General features: G+C 30.2%; 22 protein-coding genes. 4 read left to right on the forward strand and 18 right to left on the reverse strand.

What is annotated here, in order from left to right; translation table 11 throughout:
- Positions 1–317: 317 nt before the first annotated feature.
- Positions 318–476 (reverse strand): hypothetical protein, encoded by a 159-nt coding sequence (locus tag KPL55_RS21625; RefSeq protein WP_216308834.1) that lies wholly within the window; start codon positions 474–476, stop codon positions 318–320.
- Positions 477–778: 302 nt separating this feature from the next.
- Here KPL55_RS21625 and KPL55_RS21630 point away from each other — a divergent pair, with 302 nt between their 5' ends.
- Positions 779–958 carry an asparagine synthase gene (locus tag KPL55_RS21630; RefSeq protein WP_216308835.1) on the forward strand — a complete coding sequence of 60 codons (180 nt, stop codon included), beginning with the start codon at positions 779–781 and terminating at the stop codon, positions 956–958.
- Between the two features lie 122 nt (positions 959–1,080).
- On the opposite strand, the gene KPL55_RS21635 is transcribed toward KPL55_RS21630, so the two are convergent.
- From KPL55_RS21635 to KPL55_RS21665, 7 genes are all read right to left on the reverse strand, one after another.
- Positions 1,081–2,241, reverse strand: a complete 1,161-nt coding sequence (locus KPL55_RS21635) for a dicarboxylate/amino acid:cation symporter (protein ID WP_216308836.1) — start codon at positions 2,239–2,241, stop codon at positions 1,081–1,083.
- A gap of 155 nt (positions 2,242–2,396) precedes the next feature.
- Entirely contained in the window at positions 2,397–3,815 is a 1,419-nt protein-coding gene (locus KPL55_RS21640; protein WP_216308837.1) for an MATE family efflux transporter, read from the reverse strand.
- A gap of 25 nt (positions 3,816–3,840) precedes the next feature.
- A complete protein-coding gene (locus KPL55_RS21645; protein ID WP_216308838.1) occupies positions 3,841–4,245 on the reverse strand; it encodes a MerR family transcriptional regulator in 405 nt (134 codons plus the stop codon).
- Between the two features lie 171 nt (positions 4,246–4,416).
- A complete protein-coding gene (locus tag KPL55_RS21650; RefSeq protein ID WP_216308839.1) occupies positions 4,417–5,853 on the reverse strand; it encodes a carbon starvation CstA family protein in 1,437 nt (478 codons plus the stop codon).
- A 219-nt stretch (positions 5,854–6,072) separates the two neighbouring features.
- Complete coding sequence (locus KPL55_RS21655; protein WP_216308840.1) at positions 6,073–7,509, reverse strand: carbon starvation CstA family protein; 1,437 nt, start codon at positions 7,507–7,509, stop codon at positions 6,073–6,075.
- A gap of 138 nt (positions 7,510–7,647) precedes the next feature.
- Entirely contained in the window at positions 7,648–8,349 is a 702-nt protein-coding gene (locus tag KPL55_RS21660) for a LytR/AlgR family response regulator transcription factor (RefSeq protein ID WP_216308841.1), read from the reverse strand.
- Positions 8,350–8,353: 4 nt separating this feature from the next.
- The gene (locus tag KPL55_RS21665) at positions 8,354–10,027 is read right to left on the reverse strand and encodes a sensor histidine kinase (protein WP_216308842.1); all 1,674 of its coding nucleotides are present in this window, start codon (positions 10,025–10,027) and stop codon (positions 8,354–8,356) included.
- Positions 10,028–10,281: 254 nt separating this feature from the next.
- Between KPL55_RS21665 and KPL55_RS21670 the strand changes: the two genes are divergently transcribed.
- Positions 10,282–10,890: a 3'-5' exonuclease gene (locus KPL55_RS21670; RefSeq protein ID WP_216308843.1), complete on the forward strand. Its 609-nt coding sequence runs from the start codon at positions 10,282–10,284 to the stop codon at positions 10,888–10,890.
- 305 nt (positions 10,891–11,195) lie between these two features.
- Here KPL55_RS21670 and KPL55_RS21675 read toward each other — a convergent pair whose 3' ends face one another.
- Entirely contained in the window at positions 11,196–11,618 is a 423-nt protein-coding gene (locus tag KPL55_RS21675; RefSeq protein WP_216308844.1) for an acyl-CoA thioesterase, read from the reverse strand.
- A 120-nt stretch (positions 11,619–11,738) separates the two neighbouring features.
- Here KPL55_RS21675 and KPL55_RS21680 point away from each other — a divergent pair, with 120 nt between their 5' ends.
- Positions 11,739–11,903: a hypothetical protein gene (locus tag KPL55_RS21680; RefSeq protein ID WP_216308845.1), complete on the forward strand. Its 165-nt coding sequence runs from the start codon at positions 11,739–11,741 to the stop codon at positions 11,901–11,903.
- Positions 11,904–11,926: 23 nt separating this feature from the next.
- Complete coding sequence (locus KPL55_RS21685) at positions 11,927–12,133, forward strand: hypothetical protein (protein WP_216308846.1); 207 nt, start codon at positions 11,927–11,929, stop codon at positions 12,131–12,133.
- Between the two features lie 106 nt (positions 12,134–12,239).
- Here the strand turns inward: KPL55_RS21685 and KPL55_RS21690 are convergent, their stop codons facing one another.
- The 9 genes from KPL55_RS21690 to KPL55_RS21730 form a co-directional block, all read right to left on the reverse strand.
- Positions 12,240–13,325, reverse strand: a complete 1,086-nt coding sequence (locus KPL55_RS21690) for a GerAB/ArcD/ProY family transporter (RefSeq protein WP_216308847.1) — start codon at positions 13,323–13,325, stop codon at positions 12,240–12,242.
- Positions 13,326–13,345: 20 nt separating this feature from the next.
- Complete coding sequence (locus tag KPL55_RS21695) at positions 13,346–14,503, reverse strand: Ger(x)C family spore germination protein (RefSeq protein WP_216308848.1); 1,158 nt, start codon at positions 14,501–14,503, stop codon at positions 13,346–13,348.
- A 37-nt stretch (positions 14,504–14,540) separates the two neighbouring features.
- A complete protein-coding gene (locus KPL55_RS21700; RefSeq protein ID WP_216308849.1) occupies positions 14,541–15,662 on the reverse strand; it encodes a Ger(x)C family spore germination protein in 1,122 nt (373 codons plus the stop codon).
- Position 15,663: 1 nt separating this feature from the next.
- Complete coding sequence (locus tag KPL55_RS21705; protein WP_216308850.1) at positions 15,664–16,746, reverse strand: GerAB/ArcD/ProY family transporter; 1,083 nt, start codon at positions 16,744–16,746, stop codon at positions 15,664–15,666.
- 2 nt (positions 16,747–16,748) lie between these two features.
- Positions 16,749–17,861, reverse strand: a complete 1,113-nt coding sequence (locus tag KPL55_RS21710) for a Ger(x)C family spore germination protein (RefSeq protein ID WP_216308851.1) — start codon at positions 17,859–17,861, stop codon at positions 16,749–16,751.
- Entirely contained in the window at positions 17,858–18,952 is a 1,095-nt protein-coding gene (locus tag KPL55_RS21715) for a GerAB/ArcD/ProY family transporter (RefSeq protein WP_216308852.1), read from the reverse strand. The genes KPL55_RS21710 and KPL55_RS21715 overlap by 4 nt, the downstream gene beginning before the upstream one ends.
- Before the next feature lie 7 nt (positions 18,953–18,959).
- Positions 18,960–20,441 (reverse strand): spore germination protein, encoded by a 1,482-nt coding sequence (locus KPL55_RS21720; RefSeq protein WP_216308853.1) that lies wholly within the window; start codon positions 20,439–20,441, stop codon positions 18,960–18,962.
- 427 nt (positions 20,442–20,868) lie between these two features.
- Positions 20,869–21,036: a zinc-ribbon domain-containing protein gene (locus tag KPL55_RS21725; protein ID WP_216308854.1), complete on the reverse strand. Its 168-nt coding sequence runs from the start codon at positions 21,034–21,036 to the stop codon at positions 20,869–20,871.
- 242 nt (positions 21,037–21,278) lie between these two features.
- Entirely contained in the window at positions 21,279–22,508 is a 1,230-nt protein-coding gene (locus KPL55_RS21730; RefSeq protein WP_216308855.1) for an aminopeptidase, read from the reverse strand.
- Between the last annotated feature and the right edge of the window lie 198 nt (positions 22,509–22,706).

The raw sequence follows: 22,706 nt of genomic DNA on the forward strand, positions 1-22,706 counted from the left end.
CGACAGCTTGTAATTTTTGTTCAGCAGGACATTTAGGTTTTGACATTAAAAATACCTCCAAAGTATCAGTTTTTATATTTAAACTGTCTACTTTAGAGGTATCATATCATTGAAGTGAAATTCAACATGGTGCTTATTTTATTCTATCTACATAATTACTAACATGTTTGGGTATCTCTTATTTCCCTGTAACAGGAACATTCTTTGCATCATTATTATTCTTTTTCTTGTTTTTATCTCCTTTACCTTGAACTTCTGGTGGCATTGGTCTGCTCATTCCTTTTTTAGCCATAATTCACCTTCCTTAAATTTATTTATTATTTTTCTTTAAACTCTTTATTAATATTTAAGACTTCCTCTTCATTTAAGTTAGTAAATTCCATAATTTCAATATAACCCATTCCTTTATGAAGCAGATCTTTTACATTCTCAACTTCTTTTTCATGCTGGCCTTTTGGCAATTTTGTTTTATTCATAATCTTTCAATCTCCTCCTTTAAATATTAATAAAATTTGTTTTTTTAATTAAATATTATAATATTATTTTTACCTAGAAGGTAACTTTTATTCTAATTTAATAAATAGATTATCAAAATTATGTTTATACTTTTAGATTTACTCAAATAAAAAATAATATACAGGATTATAAAAATAAAGAATTAATATAAAGGTATTAAAATTCTTATATTTGTAAAGGATAATATCATAAAAGGCACATTTAAATAAATTATACTACTGATTTTTATTTGTTTTGCCTAAAAAAAGGGAGGTTTTCAAATATGCGTGAAGGATTAATTCCAACAATGTTAGGTGCAGTTGTAACAGCAGCTGGAGCATCATTTTCAAGAGGTAATATGAAGAAAAAAAACATGCTTCCTATGATTGAAGCTGGTGTTATCGGTTTTGGCTTAGCTCATATTGTACTTGGAGCTATTGATTTAGTCGAACACCGAAAATAGTTAAACCTTATAAATATGCCTTTCATATTATAGGGTTTAAAAAGCTGATTAGAAATTAAATTTCTAATCAGCTTTTTTTGTAATAATACAACTTAAATTCATATGCTTTTAAAGTGTTAAATTTATTTTTTCGAAACCTCATCTACTACTATTGCAATGGCACAATCACCTGTAATATTAGTTGCTGTTCCAAAACTATCTTGAGCAAAATGAATTGCAATCATAAGTCCCTGTTGTGCTGGAGTAAACATTAACATTTTCTCAAGTAGCCCAAGAGCTGCCATTACACCTCCACCTGGAATACCTGGTGCTGCTACCATTGTTATACCAAGCATTAATATAAATGGTCCCATCATTACAAACGTTGGAGTAGTTCCTGATAAAATCATTACCCCCATAGATGCAAGTACTAGCGTTATTGTATCCCCTGCTAAATGTATAGTTGCGCATAAGGGGATAACAAAATCTGCAATATCCTCAGAAACCCCATTTGCTTTAGCACATTGTAAAGTTACAGGAATTGTCGCTGCAGATGATTGAGTTCCAAGCGCTGTAAAATATGCTGGCATCATATTCTTAATTGATTTTGCAGGACTTTTCCCTGTAAACATCCATGCAATTGTATATTGAAAAATTATGTAAATCATCTGAAGCAGGATAAGCAGAACAAAAACTATTGCAAAAGCCTTAATAGTTTTAAACATTTCTCCAGACGCAGTTAATTTAGAAAACAAACCCGCTATATGAAGTGGTATAAACGGAATTAAAATTGTCCTAACCACTCCTTGAATTATATGTTGAAAATCCTTTGTTGATTCAAGTAATGTCTTGCCTTTAATGTGAGCCATACCAAGTCCCAATATAAATGCAAGAACTAATGCTGTCATAACTCCCATAACTGCAGGCATTTCTATAGTAAAATATGGAGTTACATCTATACCTGATTTTTTAGCAACTTGTCCTAATTTTATAAATTTAGGAAGCACCGATATTCCAACAATATATGCTGCCGCTCCCGCTATTATTGTTGAAAGATATGCAACCCCTGTGGTTAAAGCCAATAACTTACCTGCGCCTTTTCCTAAATCAGCAATACCAGGTGCGACGAAAGCTATTATTATTAATGGAATTACAAAACTTAAAAAATTTCCGAATAGCGACGAAAATGTACTTAATAACCTTACAATAACATAAAACTCTAAAGATCTAGAAACTAAACCTAAAATAATACCTAAAATAATACCTAAAATTAACTTTGGTAAAAGACCGATTTTTTTTGACATTTGTGCACCTCTTTCAAACCTTTTTTCTGCCATTATAGAATTTTCTAAAAATTGACTAACGTTATTATATTATATTTCATATTATTATGCAATAATATTATAAAAAAACAAACACCAATAGGATTAAACCGCTGGTGTTTGTTTTTTATAATACATTAAAGTTCCTCAACTATATTATCGACCCCATATAATTCTTTTTTTATTTCACCTATATCACTTACAATTGTTGATTTATGATGTTCATCTAATTTTTTCATTTCAAAGAAAATGAAAATTCCCGTTAACACAGTTGAAAAAATATCAGCTAATGGTCCCGCAGATATGACACCTATCAATCCGAAAAATTTTGGTAATATCATTAAAGCAGGAATTAGTATAATTACCTGCCTTGAAAGTCCGAGCAACGCAGAATGTTTTGGTTTGCCCACAGCTTGAAAGTAATTTGATGAAACAATTTGGAATCCGATAAAAGGTAAAAATATCATAAACCTCTTAATTGCCATAGTTCCAAAGGCTATAAGCTCCGTATCTTTACTATTAAACATAGAAACTAATTGTTCTGGGAATACTCTTGTAATAATCCATCCAATTATAACTATACTTGTTGCAAATAATACTGCTAATTTATATGCTTCTTTTACCCTATTGTATTTCTTTGCACCATAATTGTAACCAATGATAGGTTGTACACCTTGAGTAATACCAAATATAGGCATAACCATAAGTGTCATAATACTAATTACAACACCCATTCCGGAGATCGCAATATCTCCTCCATAAGTAGCTAAACTAGTGTTCATAATGAAATTTTGTATACTAGCTGCAATTTGCATTGCAAATGGCGCGGCGCCTAGCGCAAGAATTCCACGAATGACATTTATTTTTAATTTTATATCCTTTTTATGTAACTTTAATAAACTATTTCCACTAAGGAAATACTTAAATACCCATATTGCTGAAACTGCTTGAGATATAATTGTAGCTAGTGCAGCTCCTTGCATTCCCCACTTGAACCAAAATATAAAAATGGGATCTAAAATAGTATTTATCAATGCTCCTATAAGCATTGTGTACATTGCTATTTTAGGATTACCTTCTGATCTTATAAAATTATTCATACCCATTCCAATAGATTGGAATACTCCACCTATTAAAATAATCTTTAGATAATCCTTTGCATATGGTAATATTTGTGCGCTTGCTCCTAAAAGTTTTAATAAAGGATTCAAAAATACTATTCCTATAATGCTTAAACTTAAAGAACTCAAAATCAGCAAACTAACTGCATTTCCAAAAATCCCTTGGGCCTCTTCTTTTCTATTTTGCCCTAATCTTATTGATACTAATGAATTAGCTCCTATGCCTATAAGCATAGAAAAGGCCATCATTACTAGCATTACTGGAAAGGCAATTGTAATACCAGCAATTCCTAAAGATCCAACTCCATTGCCTATGAAAATTCTATCAACTACATTATATAGTGCATTCACTAGCATACCTATTATTGCTGGTATTGAAAATTTGATTAATAGTTTTGATACTTTCATTTCTCCTAATTGTTTAGATTTGTCCATTCACTCACTCCTAACTTATATATTCTTATTTATCATCACGCAATTCTTCAAGCTTGGTTAATGCTACTTTAAATTTTTCTTTAGAATTTATTAAAGAAAGTTCTTTTTCTTCAAGTAAAGTTATTTGCTTTTTAATTTGGTTTATAGATTTATCTATCATAACATCATCTTTTATATCATCCTTGAAAATTTGTTTAACATCGTTTCCGAGTTCTATAATTACCTTAACATCCTTTAAGCAGAATCCTAACCTTTCTCTTAAATCCTTTATTCTATTAATATTTTCAATATCTTCTTCACAATATAATCTATATGAAGCATCCGTTCTTTTCGGAATTATAATCTCTAAGTCTTCATAATATCTTAAGGTCCTTTTGGTAAGCCCAGTTTTAATCGCAACTTCTTCAATTTTATAATATTTTGTATCCATACTTCACCTCCAATGAGGTATTATACGCCACTATAACTTTTACGTCAAGGTTATGGTTTGAAACAATATATTGTTTCAAAAAATTTAAAAGGACATTAACATAGATTTTATGTTAATGTCCTTTTAGGAAAAATACAATTGTAAGTGACTTAAATTAAGTTTATATATTTTTTATATACTAACGTTATTTTTTACTTCTACCTTTTTTGCTGCTATTAAGAAAATTACCATAGCTCCAATTGCTGCTATAATTCCTATTGGATAAGAAATAGCTTGAGATAATCTAAATCCTTCTGGTGCAATTAAGATATATGATACACATACAGCTGTCATGAATGTAGCTGGAATTGTTGCCATCCAATGCTTTTTACCGATATTAACCATGTACATACCAGCTGTCCATAATACTATAGTGGCTAAAGTTTGATTAGACCATCCAAAGTATCTCCATATTATTGCAAAATCCATCTTAGTTAATATGAACCCTATCACAAATAACGGAATACTAATTACAAATCTATTTTTAATAGGACCTTGACTAAATTTAAATGCATCAGCCAAAGTTAGTCTTGCACTTCTAAATGCTGTATCTCCAGAAGTAATGGGACAAGCTACAACTCCAAGTATAGCTAAGACTCCACCAACTTTCCCAAGTAAACTAATTGAAGATTCATTTACTACCCATGCTGCTGTATGACCTGGTAACGCCATAGTAGCATTTAATTGAGGCACTCCTCCAAAGAAGCTCATTGCTGCAGCCGCCCAGATTAATGCGACAATACCCTCCACAATCATTGAACCATAAAATATTTTTTTACCTTGTTTTTCACTAGTTATACACCTTGCCATCATAGGTGATTGAGTTGCATGGAACCCCGAAATAGCTCCACATGCAATAGTTATAAATAACATAGGAAATATCGGATTTTTATCTGGACCCGAATGCATGTTAACTAAATTAGCTACTGTTACTTCTGGAATATTATAACCTCCAAAAATTAATGCGCCAGCAATACCAACTGCCATAATTAATAGACAAAACCCAAATATAGGATATATTTTTCCGATAAGCTTATCTATTGGAACCATTGTCGCAAGTAAGTAATATGCGAATATTATATATATTAATGTTGTAAGATTCATACCTGTCAAATCTTTTAGAATACCTGCTGGTCCAGTTACGAAAACCACTCCAACTAGTATTAAAACTATTACTGAAAATATTCTCATAAAATTTTGAAAGCCTTTACCGAGATATTTCCCTACTACTTCCGGAATACTTGCACCATCATGTCTTACTGATAACATCCCAGAAAAATAATCATGAACTCCACCTGCAAATATGCATCCAAAGACAATCCACAAAAATGCTACTGGTCCCCACATTGCACCTGCAATTGCACCAAATATAGGTCCTAAGCCAGCAATGTTAAGAAATTGAATTAAGAAAATCTTCCATTCAGGCATTTCAACAAAATCTACCCCATCTGCGAGCCTTATTGCGGGAGTTTTAATTGATTCATCTGCCCCAAAAGCTTTTTCTACAATTGTGCCATAAATAAAATAACCTGCTATAAGAGCTATAATTGCTAAAATAAACGATACCATTTGAACGCCTCCTAATTGTTATTAACTAAATTATAATATGTTTTCACATTTGAATACGCTTTCATACATGAAAAAACAAAATAAGTACATAAGATGCTTTTTTATGACAACTTTCTATCAAATTTTTGTAATATTCGATTCGTAACTTGCAAAAAAAAGATTGTAAACATAAAATTATGTTTACAATCTTTTTTATTTATATACTCTTATGAAAGTTTTCTATATATTAATATTATGTTTCACATCTACCTTTTTTGCTGCCATTAAAAAAATTAACATTGCTACAATTGCTGCTATAATTCCTACTGGATATGAAATACTTTGCGAAAGTTTAAAGCCCTCTGGTGCGATTAAAATATAGGAAATGCATACTGCTGTCATAAAGGTAGCTGGCAATGTTGCAATCCAATGTCTTTTTCCTATATGAACCATGTACATACCCGCTGTCCATAATACTATAGTAGCTAAAGTTTGGTTAGACCATCCAAAATACCTCCATATTATTGCAAAATCCAATTTAGCTATTATGAATCCTATAACGAATAGTGGAATACTAATTATAAGTCTATTTTTAATAGGACCTTGTTTAAACTTAAATGTATCAGCTATTGTTATTCTTGCACTTCTAAAGGCAGTATCACCAGAAGTTATAGGGCAAGCTACTACTCCAAGTATAGCCAAAACTCCCCCAACTTTTCCAAGCAACCCAATTGAGGATTCATTTACTGCCCACGCTGCTGTATGACCTGAGATTGCCATTGTAGCGTTTAGTTGAGGAACTCCTCCAAAGAAACTCATTGCTACAGCCGCCCAAATTAGTGCAACTATACCTTCTACAATCATAGCACCATAAAATATTTTTTTACCTTGCTTTTCACTAGATATACACCTTGCCATTAATGGTGATTGAGTCGCATGGAATCCCGATATAGCACCACACGCAATAGTTATAAATAACATAGGGAATAATGGATTTTTACCAGGATTTGAATGCATATTAACTAAATTAGATATTGTTATTTCTGGAATAGGTAACCTTCCCAAAACCATGGCAAAAGCAAGACCAACTGCCATAAATAATAAACAAAAACCAAATATAGGATATATTTTCCCGATAAGTTTATCTATTGGAAGCATTGTTGCTAGAATATAATATGCAAATATTATATAAATTAGTGTCTGAAAATTCATTCCTGTCAAATCTTTTAATATTCCTGCTGGTCCGGTTACGAAAACCACTCCTACTAATACTAAAAGTATAACTGAAAATACTCTCATAAAGTTTTGAAAACCCTTACCAAGGTATTTCCCTACAACTTCAGGTATACTAGCACCATCATGTCTTACTGATAACATACCAGAAAAATAATCATGTACTCCACCTGCAAATATACAACCAAATACAATCCACAAAAATGCTGCAGGACCCCACATTGCACCGGCAATTGCGCCAAAAATAGGACCTAACCCCGCAATATTAAGAAATTGAATTAAGAAAATTTTCCATGCAGGCAACTCGACGAAATCCACACCATCTGCTAACCTAATAGCAGGAGTTATAATTGATTCATCTGCCCCAAAAGCTTTTTCCACAATTGTACCATAAATAAAATAACCTACAATAAGAGCGATAATTGCTAAAATGAACGATACCATTTGAACCCCTCCAAATTTATTAATACATATTTTATATTTATTATTAAATATACCACATATTAACAATTAAATTTCATAATTGCAGCAATTGAATACGATTTCATACATGAAAAAACAATAAAAGCACATGAAGTGCTTTTATATTCCCATTATTTGTTTGAACTCAATTATATTATTTCTACTCACTGGGATGTTTTCCTTTTCATCTTGTATTCTTAGCATAAATGTATTATTAAACCATGGAATTATTTCAATTATCTTATCTGTATTAATAATATATGATCTATGACTTCTAAAAAAAAGTTCTTTTGGAAGTTTTTTATAAAATTCTGAAATGCTACAATTTATGTTATATTGTTCTGCTTTTATATAAACTAATGTTTCTCTTTCGCTAGCTTCACAATAAGCAATATCAATAATACTCCTCACCATCATCTTATTATCTTTCCATAAAGTTATTTTGTTATTTATGCTTTTTTTGCTGAAAAAATTTTCAATCTTTTTAAGTGCACCAATTATACGCTCCTCCGAATACGGCTTTAATATATAATCATAAGCTTGAATTTCAAAGGCATCCACAGCATAATCTTTATGCGCTGTAATAAAAATGATGAGGGAACGTTTTGGAAAGTGATTAATAATTTTACCCAGGGCCATACCATCTAGTTTTGGCATATTAATATCCAAAAAAATAATGTCTGGATTATTAACTTCAATATACTCTAATGCTTTAATAGAATCATCAAATTCATCCATTATTTTAATATTACTAAAATTATTTATGAAATGTTTAAGTTCCTCTCTTGATGGGTATTCATCATCTACTATTATACAATTCACTTTATCACTCCCCTATGTTCCTCACATTGAAATTAATTCTAGTGCCTTTAACTAGTCTTTCTATTTTTAATCCTTCACCATAAATATATTTTAATCTATTATGTACATTTGAAATACCTATTTTGTTTTCTTCCATGGTCCCTTTATATACTTTTTCTATAATATCATTCGAAATTCCAACCCCATCATCTTCAATTACTATCATGACATCCCCTAATGGAACTTTTTTAATTTCAATTATTACTTTTCCCTGTCCCTTTCCTTCTAAAATACCGTGTTTTATAGAGTTTTCAACTATTGGTTGTATTATAAGACTTGGAATTTTAACATCCAAATTGTCATCAACTTTGTAAATTATATTAAGTTTTTCACCAAATCTTGCTTTTTCTATCTCTATATATGCTTTAACCTGCTCAAGTTCATGGTAAATATCCACTGGCTTTTCTCCTACTTCTAAATTATACCTTAAATAAGTGGATAAGTTTATAATTAACTCCCTTGCACGATCTGGGTCAAATCTAATAAAAGAAATTATAGTATTTAGAGCATTAAATAAAAAATGTGGGCTTATCTGGGCTTGCAATGCCTTTATTTCAGCTTTCTTTGCCATAAGCTTTGCCTCTCCAAGCTTACTTATCTCGAGTTGCGTAGAAATAATTTGAGATAACCCAAGTGCTAAATTTATATTTCTAAAAGAGATTGCATCTTCCTTACAATAATATATTTTTAAAGTCCCAATCATTACCTCACCTTCTTTTAAAGGAGCAATAATTGCGGATTTTAAGTTACAGCTTAGGTTATGACAATCTATCTGCTCTGCATTAGTTAATGTAAGTAAATTGCCTTCTTTGATAACTTTTTGAGTGGCTTTTGTTATAATTTTATGCCCTTTTATATGATGATCAGCTCCCTCTCCAACGTGAGCTAATATGTACTCCATATTTGTTATAGCTACTGCATCTGCATGTATAGATTCTTTTATTATTCCACATATTTTTTCTAAGGAATGTTCATCCATTTCTCTAAAATATGGTAAAGTTTTATTAGCTATTTCTAAAGCAATTTGTGCCTGTTTCGCTGCAATTTCTTCCTTCTCACTAAGTATTTTTTGTATTATTAATATTAAAATTGCAATTCCTATAGCATTTGTAAAACTCATAGGAAAATAAATGTTTTTAACAATACTTAAAGCGCTATTAAAAGGATGGGACATAATAAGTATTAAAACCATCTCTAAAATTTCAATTAAAAGTCCACCGATTAAGCCATACAACCACTTGTTTTTTTGATTTGACTTTATATATATAACACCTGCAACTATTCCTGAAATTACAGTAGTTATTGTACATGGCACGGAAGTAATCCCTCCTATATCTATAAGTAACCTATGCATTCCAGCAATAATTCCTGCTAATATTCCAACATATGGACCGCATAGTATTCCTCCTGCCATTACTCCTATAATTCTGGTATTTGCAATAGCACCGTTGATCTCTGTTCCTGTATAAGTTCCCAAAACTCCAAATCCTCCAAAAATAATTGAAAATATAATTAAGTCTCTTACTCTAAACTTATCCTTCTGTACAATTTTTTTAAAACTTCCCATCCTAGAAACACAAAATGCAATAAGAATTATATACCCTAAATTATTAGTAAGACTTTTTAGCAATTCAATCATACTTATTAACTCCATTTCCTAAAAGGTACGTGTACCTAAAGATTCTTTTATAATTAGTATATACAATATTCTACAATATATAAAGATATAATATCTATGTTATAATCAATGTAACATTAATTTTAGTAAATAAAAAACATTTATAATATTGTGGACAACCTTATATTTTAATTGTTTTTGTACTGGATATAAATAAAGAAGGCTTAACAAAATAAAATTGTTATCTGCCAAGAGAACTACAGGAGGTTCCACTAATGAAAATGATTTTTTTTGATACAGAAACTACTGGCATAAGACCAGGAAACATATGTCAGCTTAGCTATATACTTGTCGATACTCAGTTTAAACCTACAAAAACAATAGGTAGGAATATATTCTTTACCGTGGATTATGTAGAACCATCTGCACAAGAAGTGCATGGATTCAGTATAGATGATTTATTTGATCTAAGTGATGGCAAGACCTTTGAAGATTCTTATGAAGATTTTATAGATGATTTTTTAACTGCTGATATACTTATAGGACACAATGTAAATTTTGATATAAAATTTTTATCCCACGAACTTGAAAGTTGTGGTCATAGTCTAACCCCAAAACACACATTCTGTACAATGAAATATTATAAAGATATATGCAAACTTTACACATCACGTGGAGGATATAAAAACCCTAAATTAGCTGAAACCATTAAATTCCTAGAATTAAATGAAACTCACATAAATTTAAAAAGCAACGAATATTTCGGAGATACTGCAAACTTTCATGATGCTAGATTTGATACCACTGCAACATATTTACTAGTTACAGAAGGTATAAAAAAAGGTTTTATCCCAAGGCACTACTTCACTGAACTTACTAAATAATCTATAATAATCTGATAATATTATTACGTGTTAAGAATTTTTTATTGTATTATGCTACTACAGTATATATTGCGCAGAATGCGTTTAAGCGACACTTAGCAATTCTTAATTTATTTTATTTTCAGATGCGTAAAGAAAAATACATGTTTGAGCGAGCGAGTTGTATTTTTTAGCATCTGGAAATAAAATGAATTTTAGAATTACTTAGTGGAGTGAGCGCATTTCTAGCAATATATACTTTTCGTTATAGCATAATCCAATAAAAAAACTATTATATCGCAATCGGTATTACTCTTTTAGCATTTCTACTCGATATCAAAGATTTTCTGGAGTCTAATCCACACATCGGGATTAAATTTTTTCAGGTTTACTACTCTAAATTTTTCGTTAACAAAGGCATGTGTTGTGCTGCCTTTCGCTAGAATTTTTCCATCCATTTCACGAACTACATTATAATTAAATATCACCTTTGCTCCATTTAATTCTTTTATATATGTTTGGATTACTATAATATCCTCGTATTTTGCTCCCTCTATGTACTTGCAAGAGCTTTCTATTACTGGTATCATAATGTTATTTTCTTCCATTTGTTTATATGTCATTCCAATTTTTGTTATATATTCTGTTCTACCTACTTCAAACCATGCATAGTGATTTGAATGGTGTACAATTCCCATTTGATCTGTCTCAACATATCTTACTTTTAGTTTCGTTTCATTAACATACATATGCTCATTTCTCCAATCTACTTTTGCTTTAATTTTTTTAATATATTAACATTCTAATGTTTATATTATAACATTAAGGTTATATTAATATTATATTTTAATTTAAAAGGAGGAATATGTATGGACAACAATAAAAACCGAATGAAGGAAGATAAAAAAAGCAATGCTGAACTTAGAAAAATGTTTCCTAAAGATGGTAGTGATATAGGTATCGAAAATGGTGTAAAAATCGACGCAAATAATGATAGGTTCACTAAACGATCTAAATTATCTCATAACAAATAATATTTTTACAGGAGGGAAGTTGTATGCAATGGAAAAAAGGTGAAATAAAATTTGATGACGGTTCAACCTATCCTGCTGAATTGCTAGTTAATTCTGATGGCGATGTATGGAATGCAAGAGTTTATAAAGATAATTCTACCATCGAAGAAATTGATACTAAAAAATTTGCTAACAGTTTAAATAAATCTGTTGAAGATGTATACCCTTATACTTATAAAATAGAAGACTAACCTTTTTATATACAATTTTAATATGTCCTGAAAAATCTCCAGAATAATTCTGGAGATTTTTCAATTAAAATAAATTCATAAAAAATAAATATTAGCAAAGCATAATTTACTTTTTCCAATTTTCTTTTATAAATATTAAGACAGCAATAATAGAGATGTAAACAATATTAAATAAAACAATTTTAGGAACAATATATCCAATGAAAACTCTTCTTTGCACTTCATTTTTAATAATGGAGCATAAATAAAGGGCAATTGGAAATGCAACCCAATATATTTTCTTTTTATCTTTTATTTTACATATATCACTTAGAATGTAAGTAAACGCATAGTTCTCATTTGCTATAATCATAAACATCACTATACTCCATAAAAATAAAAACAAAAATCTAAAGTTAATTAGTATTGGTATATCTATTCCTCCTGCTACTAGTAAAACTGGCCATAAAGCTCTAGAAGTAACCTTATATCCTAAAGAATATATACATACAAATGTAATCCAAACATAAATTGACATAGTGATAAATAAAGCTTTCAAAGTTATTTTATTTAATTTACTTTTTTCTTTCAAAACTGGATAGAATAAAAATATGGCTTCCATTCCGCTATAGGCGAAAACTGATTCAATGCTACCACTAAAAATATTTTTAATTCCAGATCCGAATAAAGGAAACAGATTTAAGTAATCTCCACTTTTCAGTGATATTACTAATAGCATTGTTAATGTCACTATAATATATAGCGAAATTTTATTGATTCTTACTAATACTTTTACCCCTTTACTACTTAAATAAATAGCTAGTAGTAAGGTAGGAATAAAAATTTTTATCGGTGTTAAAAATGCTGTTGCATGAACTCTAAAAATATTACTTACACCAACAATCGCAACTATTGTAAATACACCAAATTCAACCATAAATAAAATATTGCAAATAGTTCCGAGTATCCTTCCTAAATATATATTACTTAAGGTCAATATATTCTGATTTGGATGTTTTTTTGCATAATAGGTTGATAATAAGGCCATATATAGGGGATACAGACCACCAACTACAACCGCTATCCAGCCATCCTGCTTTGAGAACTGTACTACCCTATTGGGTAATGCTAAAATATTTACTCCTATTATAAATCCTACTACTATTGCTGTAGCTTCGCTCTCTTCTAAGAAGTTTTTTTTTGCTTTATCCATCTTTTTGCTCCCCATGTACTTTAATACTGCCCTATTCCAATCCTATCAATATTCACCACTATATTCACTTTAATATCTGAATTACTTACCTCTTTATTCCAATCCACGCCAGATTCTCTGCCATATTTGGCCGCAGCATACATTCCTAAATTTAAGCAATCTATTTTATAATCATTTTTCATTTTCCCCAAAAAATCATAACACATTATCTCTATTTTTTTTGACATTAGTCTTTCAAACTCTTTTTCATTTTCTTTTTTTATAGTCTTATATAATGTATTCTCTATGATGTCACCCTTAAAATCTAAGTCAATGATGAATTCATATTTACCTCCTGTTTTATTGCATTTTACCTTTTTTTTAACCGTAACATCATAATTTATATACTTATCTGGACCTTCCTGCAAACTTAATATTCCCTTCCCTTTTTTCTCCCTAAGCATATTCATAATTTTGCCTTCCTCCATAGGTAGTACATAAGCCAATTTATCTCCTTTAAATAATGCCATACCTTTAATCGCAATATTTTCATCCTTTATTTCTAGATATGGCAGTACTAAGTTTTTCCCTTCTGAATCCAACGTTACATATATATTCAATAAATTATAATCAGAGTTTAAAAAGTTATAGTTTGTGGCATATTTAACCATACCTTCCATATAATCTGCGGAACTAGGATACCCATCTACCTTAACCCTTAATATATCTTCTGCCTTCCCTTTACCTACTGTAAATATAACTTTATCATTAATATTTGCGTTGAAAAAGAGTATATTTACAATGTTTTTTATACCATAAAATGCCTGTTCTTCACCTATTATAGTTATTTTTGGAGTTCCAATCGTAAAGGGTTTACTTGTATTTAATTGTCTTTGTTGCCTTATTTCTGCAATGGTATTTGCCTCTGTTTTTATAGTAGTACTACTTATATCATTAACTTTTCTAGTTTTAGTTGAATTTTGAATAGAACTGCCTTCACCCCCTTTTCCCTTTGTTTTAAAATCGTAAATAGTAATAGGAACTCTATATTCCACATCACCATTTAGATCTTTGTTAATATCATACCCAACACCTGCTGTTATATTTAAATCCTCCATAGGACTTACTTTCAATTTTCCTGCATAAATAGAAGCTATAATTACCATTAACAACACAATTATTACTTTTTTCTTTTTCAATATGAATCACCTTCTATTTTTTTTGCTTATCCTACATCTAATATTGTCCTCTTCCTACTTTATCAACGTGTACCTTTACATTTATCTTAATGTCAGAGTTAGAAACAACCTCATCCCAATCTACTCCTGTGTCCCGTCCATATTTCGCAGTAGCCACCCATCCTAGCTGCAGTAAGTCTACTTTATATTGTTTCTTCATCTTATCCAAAAATCCAATACACATATTTTCTACTTGTTTTGACATGTCATCCTCAAATTTTTTAATAGTCTCTGTCTTCACTGTCATACCTTGATATAACTCATCGTTTACAATTTCCCCTTTCAAATCCAAGTCAATAATAAAAGTATATTTATCTCCAGTTTTTGTACATTTAATTTTTCTTTTGGATTCCGCTACATAATTTAAATATTCTTTTGAATTCTTTTGCAAGGTTAATATTCCTTTTACCTTGTTTTCCCTAAGCATATTCATTGTTTTTGTATCCTTCATATCTAAAATAGAGGCTACCTTATCCTTTTTAAACACAGCTATTCCTGTTACTGCAATTCCATCTTCCGTTATTTCAATATAAGGAGAAACTATATTTTTACCCTCTGCATCCATTGATAATACTGCATCTTGGAGCATATATCCCTCCTTGAAAAAATTATATTGCACTGAATTTTTAATCATATCGCTAATAAACTCTGCTGAATTATCATATCCAGGAATATCAAGATTAAAATAGTCTTCACTCTTACCTTTACATACTACTAAATACAGCCTATTATTAACCCCCGGGTTCTTAAAATTAACATCTACAAGAGACCTTATTCCATACCTCGCATATTCTTCCTCTATCAAATAAATTTTTGCAAGACCAAAAAAAAGTTGTTTTCCTATTTTGTTTTGCCTATTTTCTCTGGTTTTACCAATGGTACTTCCAACTCCAGTATTTATTACACGTTCGGCACCTTCGCCTTCCGTATATTTGTTCAAAGTGGCCGGAATTCTAAACTCCATATCACTTTTTCCATTTTTATTTATCCCCACTCCTGCTCCTATATAGATGTCCAAATCCTCCACACTGATTAATTTCATTTTTTCACCACCAAAGAAAACTATAACTAATGTACAACATAAGAAAATATTAAATAACATATTCATATTTTTTTTCATTTCACCCCTCCTTTTTTATCCATATTAAAGTGGACACAAGGGTTATATATAATAAATTGTATATAACACTAATTGGAGCGGTATACTTTGTAATTTCATCCATTACAACCACATCTCCATAATAGTTCTTTGCAATAAGAATAACCACACTGGCCATAACTACATATATTATTTTTTTGCCATTTATTTTTTTAAGATCCTGCAAAATATACATACATATATAATTAAAAATGGTCACAGACTTAACAGCTATTATTATCCAAAAAAACACGAAAATATATCTGAAATTATTTACTACTTCAATATGCACTGCTTCTATAACTGTAAAAAAACCCCATATCGTTTTAGGAATGATATCTTTTCCCATATAATATATGGTTATAAAAGTAATCCAAGTATATATAATGGCAGTAAATCCTACTGCCTTTAAAGTTGCACTCCTTATTTTTCTACTATCGTTTATAAATGGGTAAATTAAAAATATAAGCTCTAATAATGAATAATCATAAACAGAATTCAGACTTCCTTTTAAAATATTTACAATGCCCGTTCCAAAAACGGGACTTACATTTAAATGACTTCCTTGTTCCAAAACAGAAATGGTAGGTACAATGATTACAATTACCATCCAAAATGTTATAGAACATATCCTTCCTATCACTTTAATTCCGCGACTTGCAGCGTATATTCCTACAAAAAATACAGCCACATAAATTTTTAATGGAGTTAAAATAGGTAATGCCTCAGTTCTTACAATTATTCCAAGTGTGGAAATCAAGGGTGGAAAAAAGCTAAAAAAGCTCATTAAAAAAAGAAAATTTAATATAGTTCCAAAAGCCTTGCCCAAATATCTTTTACTCAGCACTAAAATATTTTCCTTAGGAAATTTACCACTTACATATATCGCAAGCAGAGCTACATATAGTGGATATATTGCCCCTATTAATACAGAAATCCACCCATCTTGTTTTGCAACAACCACAACATCATTAGGTAAACTTGTTGCTGTTACATCCAGCATAATTCCTATTAATATAAATGTAACTTCATTTGGAGTTAGTAGATTTTTCTTTTCTTTTTGCATCCTTAATAATCTCCTCTACCCTGTAAATCCACCTTAACCTTCACGTTTACTTTAATGTCAGATCCTAAAATCACTTCATTCCAATCAATTCCTTTCTGTCTCCCATACTTAGCCGCAGCCTCTCTTCCCAGTGAAATACAATCTACTTTATAATCACTTTTCATTGTTCTGAGAAAATCATAGCATTGCTTTTCTATACTTTTTGCCATATTTTTTTCAAATTCTTTTTTTTCATCTAAATCCGCTAACATATCAGTGTACATTTCATTATTTATAATAGTACCTGTTAATGTTAAATCAATACTAAAACTGTATTTATCCCCTTTCTTATAGCATTTAACTTTTCTTTTTCTAGATTTTGCATCAAAATCAATATATTCTTTAGGACTTTTTTGTAAAGATAATATCCCCTTTACATTATTGTTCTTTAACAAATTAAGAAATTTACTGTCTTTTATGTCTGCTACTTCAATCATTTTATCCTCATTAAAAATAGCCATACCAATTATTTCTATTCCGTCTTTTGTAATTTCTAAATATGGAAGCGTCAGGCACCTACCTTCTGCTCCAATCCTCACATATGTATCTATTAATTTGTGATCATCAGAAAAAAAGTTGTAATTAACAGAAGCCTCTATAAGACCGCCTAAAAACTCTGAAGAGTTACCATATCCCTTTACCTTGTATTTTAGGAAATCCTCTGATTTCCCTTTACACACTGCCATATAAGCCATATCATTTGTTTCTGCATTTCTAAATCTATCATCTATCAAAGTTTTTAGACCATACCTGGCATAATCTTCACTAACCAGAACTACCCTCTCATTCCCTTGAACAAACTTTTTATCCATCTTTTCTTGCCTTTTCTGAAGCACTTCTCCTAAATTTTGACCTTGTTCTTTAAACAGTAAGTTAACTCGCATACCACTGTGTTTGTAGACATTTGTACTAATTGGTATACTATATTCAATATTATCTTCACCTTTCAGCTCTATATCATAACCAATTCCACTAATAACCGCTACATCCTCAATAGGAACCCGGTCTTGCCCAAGCACAATAAATACATAAATAAGTACACTAATAATTATTATAAAGTATTTTTTCTTGTTCAAGCGTTACGTCCTCCTTTAAAAAATACAAATACAGCTATACTTGTCATATATAATAAATTGAATATGATATACCATGGAAAAACAATATCACTAATCTTTTGCCTACTTATTTCATTTCCATACTTCAAGGCTAAGTATACAAATACTGGGTAAATCAAAAAATAAATCTTTTTTCCCCCTATTTTATGTGAGAAATCTTTTAAAATATGTATACTTGCATAACCGTTAATACTCATACTTTTAAATGCAATTAAACTCCACAAAAGTATGAAAATATATTTATAACTATTGACTACTGATAAAGTTAAACTTCCCGTCACCAATAAAAATGACCAATAGTTTTTGTCAACAATATCAGGTCCTAAATAATATGTAGTTATAAAAACACACCATACATACATTACAATAACCAGGATTACACTTATAAGTGATGATACCAGCATTTTCTTTTTTTCTTTTATAAAAGGATAAATAAGTAAAATTATTTCGGCTCCTGAATATGCAAAAACCGATTTCAAAGTCCCTTTTACTATTGACCTAAATCCAGAACCAAATATAGGAGAAATATTTATCATATTTGCATCTTTTAGCGCTACTATAGGTGACAAAAGAAGAAAGATTGTAAGATAAAAAGAAATTTCACTAATTCTTCCTACTACCTTCAAATTTCTAGATGCTGCATAAATAATAGAGATAAATAGGATAGCTATGACTTTAATTGGAGTTAAAAATCCCACTATATAAGTTCGCATTAAATTGGTATAATAGCTAGCTATCATTGATGCAACAAAAATAAAGTAAGTTGCAAAAATCAAATTTAAGATACTTCCTATAAATCTACTAAAATACTTTTTACTAAGAATTAGTATGCTATCATTAGGATTTTTTTTGCCTATATAGCTAGCTATCATTACTACATACAGTGGGTATACCCCTCCAATTAAAGTGGAGATCCACCCATCCTGATGTGCGACTTTTACTACACTATTTGGAAGAGATAATATACCAACTCCAACAATACTACCAAATATAATTAGTGCAAACTGACTTACCGTTATGTAACTTTGTTTTATATTAGAGTTTCCTTCCATTTAATCACTACCTTTTTTTCTTAAACTTGTTTCTAAAATCTGTCTGCCTTATTGGGTCTTGATTTGGAATCCCCTCTGGCCGCTTGTTCATCTTCCATAAAGGCGCTCTGATAAATGTATCCTTCATATCACTTTTATGAAACTCAAAATATGGTACTCCTAAACTATCTAAAGACGAAAGATGTACTAAAATTAAAAACCACCCTACAGCTATTCCAAAAATACCCATAATATTTGCTAGTATAAGCATCGGAAAACGTAACAATCTAATAGAAAGAGACATATCATAGTTGGGTATTAAGAATGTAGTTATTACTGTAATTCCCACTATAAGTAATGTAGTAGGACTAACCATCTTAGATTGAATAGCAGTGTCCCCTATAATAATACCTCCAACTAAACTTAATGTTTGCGCTATTTTAGTAGGTAACCTCAATCCACCCTCTCTTAAAAACTCCACAACCATTTCCATAGCTATAATCTCTAAAAATGGAGTTAGAGCAATTCCTACCCTGGACTGAACAATTGGGGCGACAAATTTAATGGGTATAAGTTCTACATTAAATTTTATTAGTGTTAAATAGATAGAGGGTAAGGTGATAACAATAATTGCTGCCAAAATCCTTAGAAGCCTTACAAAAGAAGCTATCAAAGTTCTCTGAGTATAATCCTCCACAGCCTGAAAAAACTGCATAAATAATGCTGGATAAATAAGAACCATTGGCGTTCCTTCTAATAAAAGAATTATTCTTCCTTCTAACATATTTGCAATAGCTCTATCCGGTCTCTCTGTGCTCAGGGACTGTGGAAAAACCGTATAAGTATAGTCTTCAATATATTGCTCAAGCTTTCCCGCTGAAAGTACAGCATCTACATCAACGGATTCTATTTTTTTTCTTAATTTCTCCAAGACCTGCTTATCTACTATATCGTCTATATAAACCATGGCAATGTCACTCTGCAATCGCTTTCCTAAATTGAATAACTCAATGCTTAGATTCTTATCCTTGACTTTTCTTCGAATAAGGCTAATATTTGTTTCTAAATTTTCTATGAAACCATCTCTTGGACCTTTTGATGCAGTTTCATTCATAGGTTCCATAATAGCCCGTTGTGATCCCCCTGTAGTGTCAGCTATTATTACTTCTAAAGCGCCATTTATGAACACTGCCGTTTTCCCTCTTTTAAGAAAATCAATTACTACATTCAAATCTAATTCCACCGATGTATTGCTCATTGAAATATATCTTTTGCAAAGATAATCTCCTATATTTTCCTTTTCATTTAAATTTTCTCCTATATGAATCATCAGAGGATTTAGTATATCTCTATCAATAACATCCTTGTTTGTAATTCCATTAACATAGATAATAGCAGCTTCTAAAGGCTGATCAATTCCAATATAAAAATGCTTTACCACCATAGGACTTTGTTTGCCGAGACCATTTCTAACTAATTCTATATTTCTACTTAGATCACCGTTTTCCATTGAACTCCTCTCTCCTTATCCCATAGATAATCACCTTCAAAATTATAAATTGATTCTGAGCTTTAATTTATATATTAGATAGTTTCTCTTATTTAAATTAAAATATCCTCTTTATTTTATTTCTGCTATTTTAATTTAACTATATTCATACTCCAATAATAGGTTTTACAACTTAAAAGATAAGAGCACTATCCCATTACTGTTACACAGTAAGGGGATAGTGCTCTTATCTAGAATTAACATTATATTAAACAGGAATTTTTATATAAAAACAAACACCACAATTTTCATTTATAGCATAGATTTTACACCTATGAGCTTCTACTTTTCTTTTCTTTTATTTAGTGCGACTTCCCACTTATTTATTAAAATAATTAATAAAAACCTACGAAAGCAAAGTTTCGTAGGTTTTACATTACTTATTTAACTATCTTGAAAAAGATGAGTTATTGTTTTGTTGTTTTCTTGCTCTTCTGCAATCTACACATCTTTGTGGTTCATTTTCAAATCCTTTTTCTTTATAGAAAGCTTGTTCACCTTCAGTAAATACGAATTCTTTTCCACAGTCTTTACATACTAAATTTTTGTCTTCCATGATAAATATTCCTCCTTTATTGGGAAATTAAGATCTAAAATTGATTAACAATAATTTCCTAAATAAAAGAGGATATGTTGTTTATCAGATTAGATTCTTGCACGTAGTAATTATTAATTACCACTATATACTTATATTAACATATTTCCTATACTTGTACAATATTTTTTAATCTTTTAATGTCATCATATTTCTACATATTACTCACTTAATTTTTATTAATATATTATTTTTTTGAAACTTTAAAATGCAAAATTTCCGTTTTCTATTATAGGAATTTCTTTACCTTCTATGGTAATCCCTATTATTTGCAAGTCTTTTGTCCCAACCATAAAATCTTCATGCACAAAAGAATCATTAACTCCTTGAGCTGCTAATTCTTCATCTTTTAAATTTTCTCCATTTTTTACGCATACTGGATATGCTTTTCCAATAGCCAAATGACAGGATGCATTTTCATCAAAAAGTGTATTGTAAAACAATATATTAGAATTTGAAATTGGAGAATCATAAGGGACTAATGCTACCTCACCAAGATAATGTGATCCTTCATCAGTATCAATTATGCTCTTTAATATATCATAACCCGATTCTGCACTAAAATCGACGATTTTTCCTTGCTTAAAAGTAATTGAGAAGTTTTCAATTAAATTTCCATTATAATTCAAAGGTTTTGAGCTTACTACAGTACCATTAACTCCATCTTTTTTAGGAAGCGTGAACACCTCTTCCGTAGGCATATTAGCTATAAATTCTACTCCATCAGGTGTATAATCCGATCCTCCAAGCCATAAATGATTTTCTGGAAGTTCAATTTTAAGATCAGTACCCAATAAATTTTTATATACCAAATATTTAAAGTTATTTGAATTTAAAAAATCCATACTTTTCTTTAAATTGCCTTTATGTGTTTCCCATGAAGCAACTGGATCAGGAGTATCAACTCTTACTGTTTTAAATATAGAGTTCCAAAGCTTTTCAGTCGCTTCATCTTCAGCTAAATCTGGAAACACTTTTTTTGCCCAAGAGACAGTTGGAATTGATGCAACACACCAAACATTTTTGTTGCTCATGAGTCTATCTCTATATTCCTTTATTGCAGTACTCGCTGCTTTATGAGAATTTGACATTCTTTCTGGATTAACTTCCTTCATAAGTTCAGGGTCTGATGCTGAAATACTTAAGAAAGCTGCACCCTTACGCGCATTTGACACATAAAAATCCTTTTGCCAATCTGGATATTCTAAAAATATCTCTTCCGGAGCATTCATGAATTTAATTTTAGAGGATAATTCATCTCTCCAATTTATAACTACATCCCTAGCACCTTGTATATACGCAATTTTAGAAACTATTCTAGTAAAAGGAGCGCATTCTATAGGAGAATTTATTACTAATATTTGATCCTTTTGAATATTAATACCTGTCTTTATAAGTAAAAGAGCATATTTTTCTAATAATTCATTATTCATAATTTATCTTCAGTGAACAAGTGTACAATAATCACATATTCACCAAATAGTCACTTCCCTTCTGTATCTAGTCTAGCATACGCTAAACTGATCAATTTTGATTTTTTATACAATTAGTTTAATTTTTTCTATATACTTTATTATCTCTTAGGTTTAAGAAAATTATACCATAAAATCCACCAATGAAAATGTTTGATA

It is taken from the genome of Clostridium lacusfryxellense, assembly GCF_018861735.1.
GTDB lineage: Bacteria > Bacillota > Clostridia > Clostridiales > Clostridiaceae > Clostridium_AD > Clostridium_AD lacusfryxellense.

What these genes read in the sequence shown, in the direction of transcription:
- KPL55_RS21625 (WP_216308834.1), bottom strand. Translation starts at nt 476, where the DNA reads ATGAATAAAACAAAATTGCCAAAAGGCCAGCATGAAAAAGAAGTTGAG.
- KPL55_RS21630 (WP_216308835.1), top strand. Translation starts at nt 779, where the DNA reads ATGCGTGAAGGATTAATTCCAACAATGTTAGGTGCAGTTGTAACAGCA.
- KPL55_RS21635 (WP_216308836.1), bottom strand. Translation starts at nt 2,241, where the DNA reads ATGTCAAAAAAAATCGGTCTTTTACCAAAGTTAATTTTAGGTATTATT.
- KPL55_RS21640 (WP_216308837.1), bottom strand. Translation starts at nt 3,815, where the DNA reads ATGGACAAATCTAAACAATTAGGAGAAATGAAAGTATCAAAACTATTA.
- KPL55_RS21645 (WP_216308838.1), bottom strand. Translation starts at nt 4,245, where the DNA reads ATGGATACAAAATATTATAAAATTGAAGAAGTTGCGATTAAAACTGGG.
- KPL55_RS21650 (WP_216308839.1), bottom strand. Translation starts at nt 5,853, where the DNA reads ATGGTATCGTTTATTTTAGCAATTATAGCTCTTATAGCAGGTTATTTT.
- KPL55_RS21655 (WP_216308840.1), bottom strand. Translation starts at nt 7,509, where the DNA reads ATGGTATCGTTCATTTTAGCAATTATCGCTCTTATTGTAGGTTATTTT.
- KPL55_RS21665 (WP_216308842.1), bottom strand. Translation starts at nt 10,027, where the DNA reads ATGATTGAATTGCTAAAAAGTCTTACTAATAATTTAGGGTATATAATT.
- KPL55_RS21670 (WP_216308843.1), top strand. Translation starts at nt 10,282, where the DNA reads ATGAAAATGATTTTTTTTGATACAGAAACTACTGGCATAAGACCAGGA.
- KPL55_RS21675 (WP_216308844.1), bottom strand. Translation starts at nt 11,618, where the DNA reads ATGTATGTTAATGAAACGAAACTAAAAGTAAGATATGTTGAGACAGAT.
- KPL55_RS21680 (WP_216308845.1), top strand. Translation starts at nt 11,739, where the DNA reads ATGGACAACAATAAAAACCGAATGAAGGAAGATAAAAAAAGCAATGCT.
- KPL55_RS21685 (WP_216308846.1), top strand. Translation starts at nt 11,927, where the DNA reads ATGCAATGGAAAAAAGGTGAAATAAAATTTGATGACGGTTCAACCTAT.
- KPL55_RS21690 (WP_216308847.1), bottom strand. Translation starts at nt 13,325, where the DNA reads ATGGATAAAGCAAAAAAAAACTTCTTAGAAGAGAGCGAAGCTACAGCA.
- KPL55_RS21700 (WP_216308849.1), bottom strand. Translation starts at nt 15,662, where the DNA reads ATGAAAAAAAATATGAATATGTTATTTAATATTTTCTTATGTTGTACA.
- KPL55_RS21705 (WP_216308850.1), bottom strand. Translation starts at nt 16,746, where the DNA reads ATGCAAAAAGAAAAGAAAAATCTACTAACTCCAAATGAAGTTACATTT.
- KPL55_RS21715 (WP_216308852.1), bottom strand. Translation starts at nt 18,952, where the DNA reads ATGGAAGGAAACTCTAATATAAAACAAAGTTACATAACGGTAAGTCAG.
- KPL55_RS21720 (WP_216308853.1), bottom strand. Translation starts at nt 20,441, where the DNA reads ATGGAAAACGGTGATCTAAGTAGAAATATAGAATTAGTTAGAAATGGT.
- KPL55_RS21725 (WP_216308854.1), bottom strand. Translation starts at nt 21,036, where the DNA reads ATGGAAGACAAAAATTTAGTATGTAAAGACTGTGGAAAAGAATTCGTA.
- KPL55_RS21730 (WP_216308855.1), bottom strand. Translation starts at nt 22,508, where the DNA reads ATGAATAATGAATTATTAGAAAAATATGCTCTTTTACTTATAAAGACA.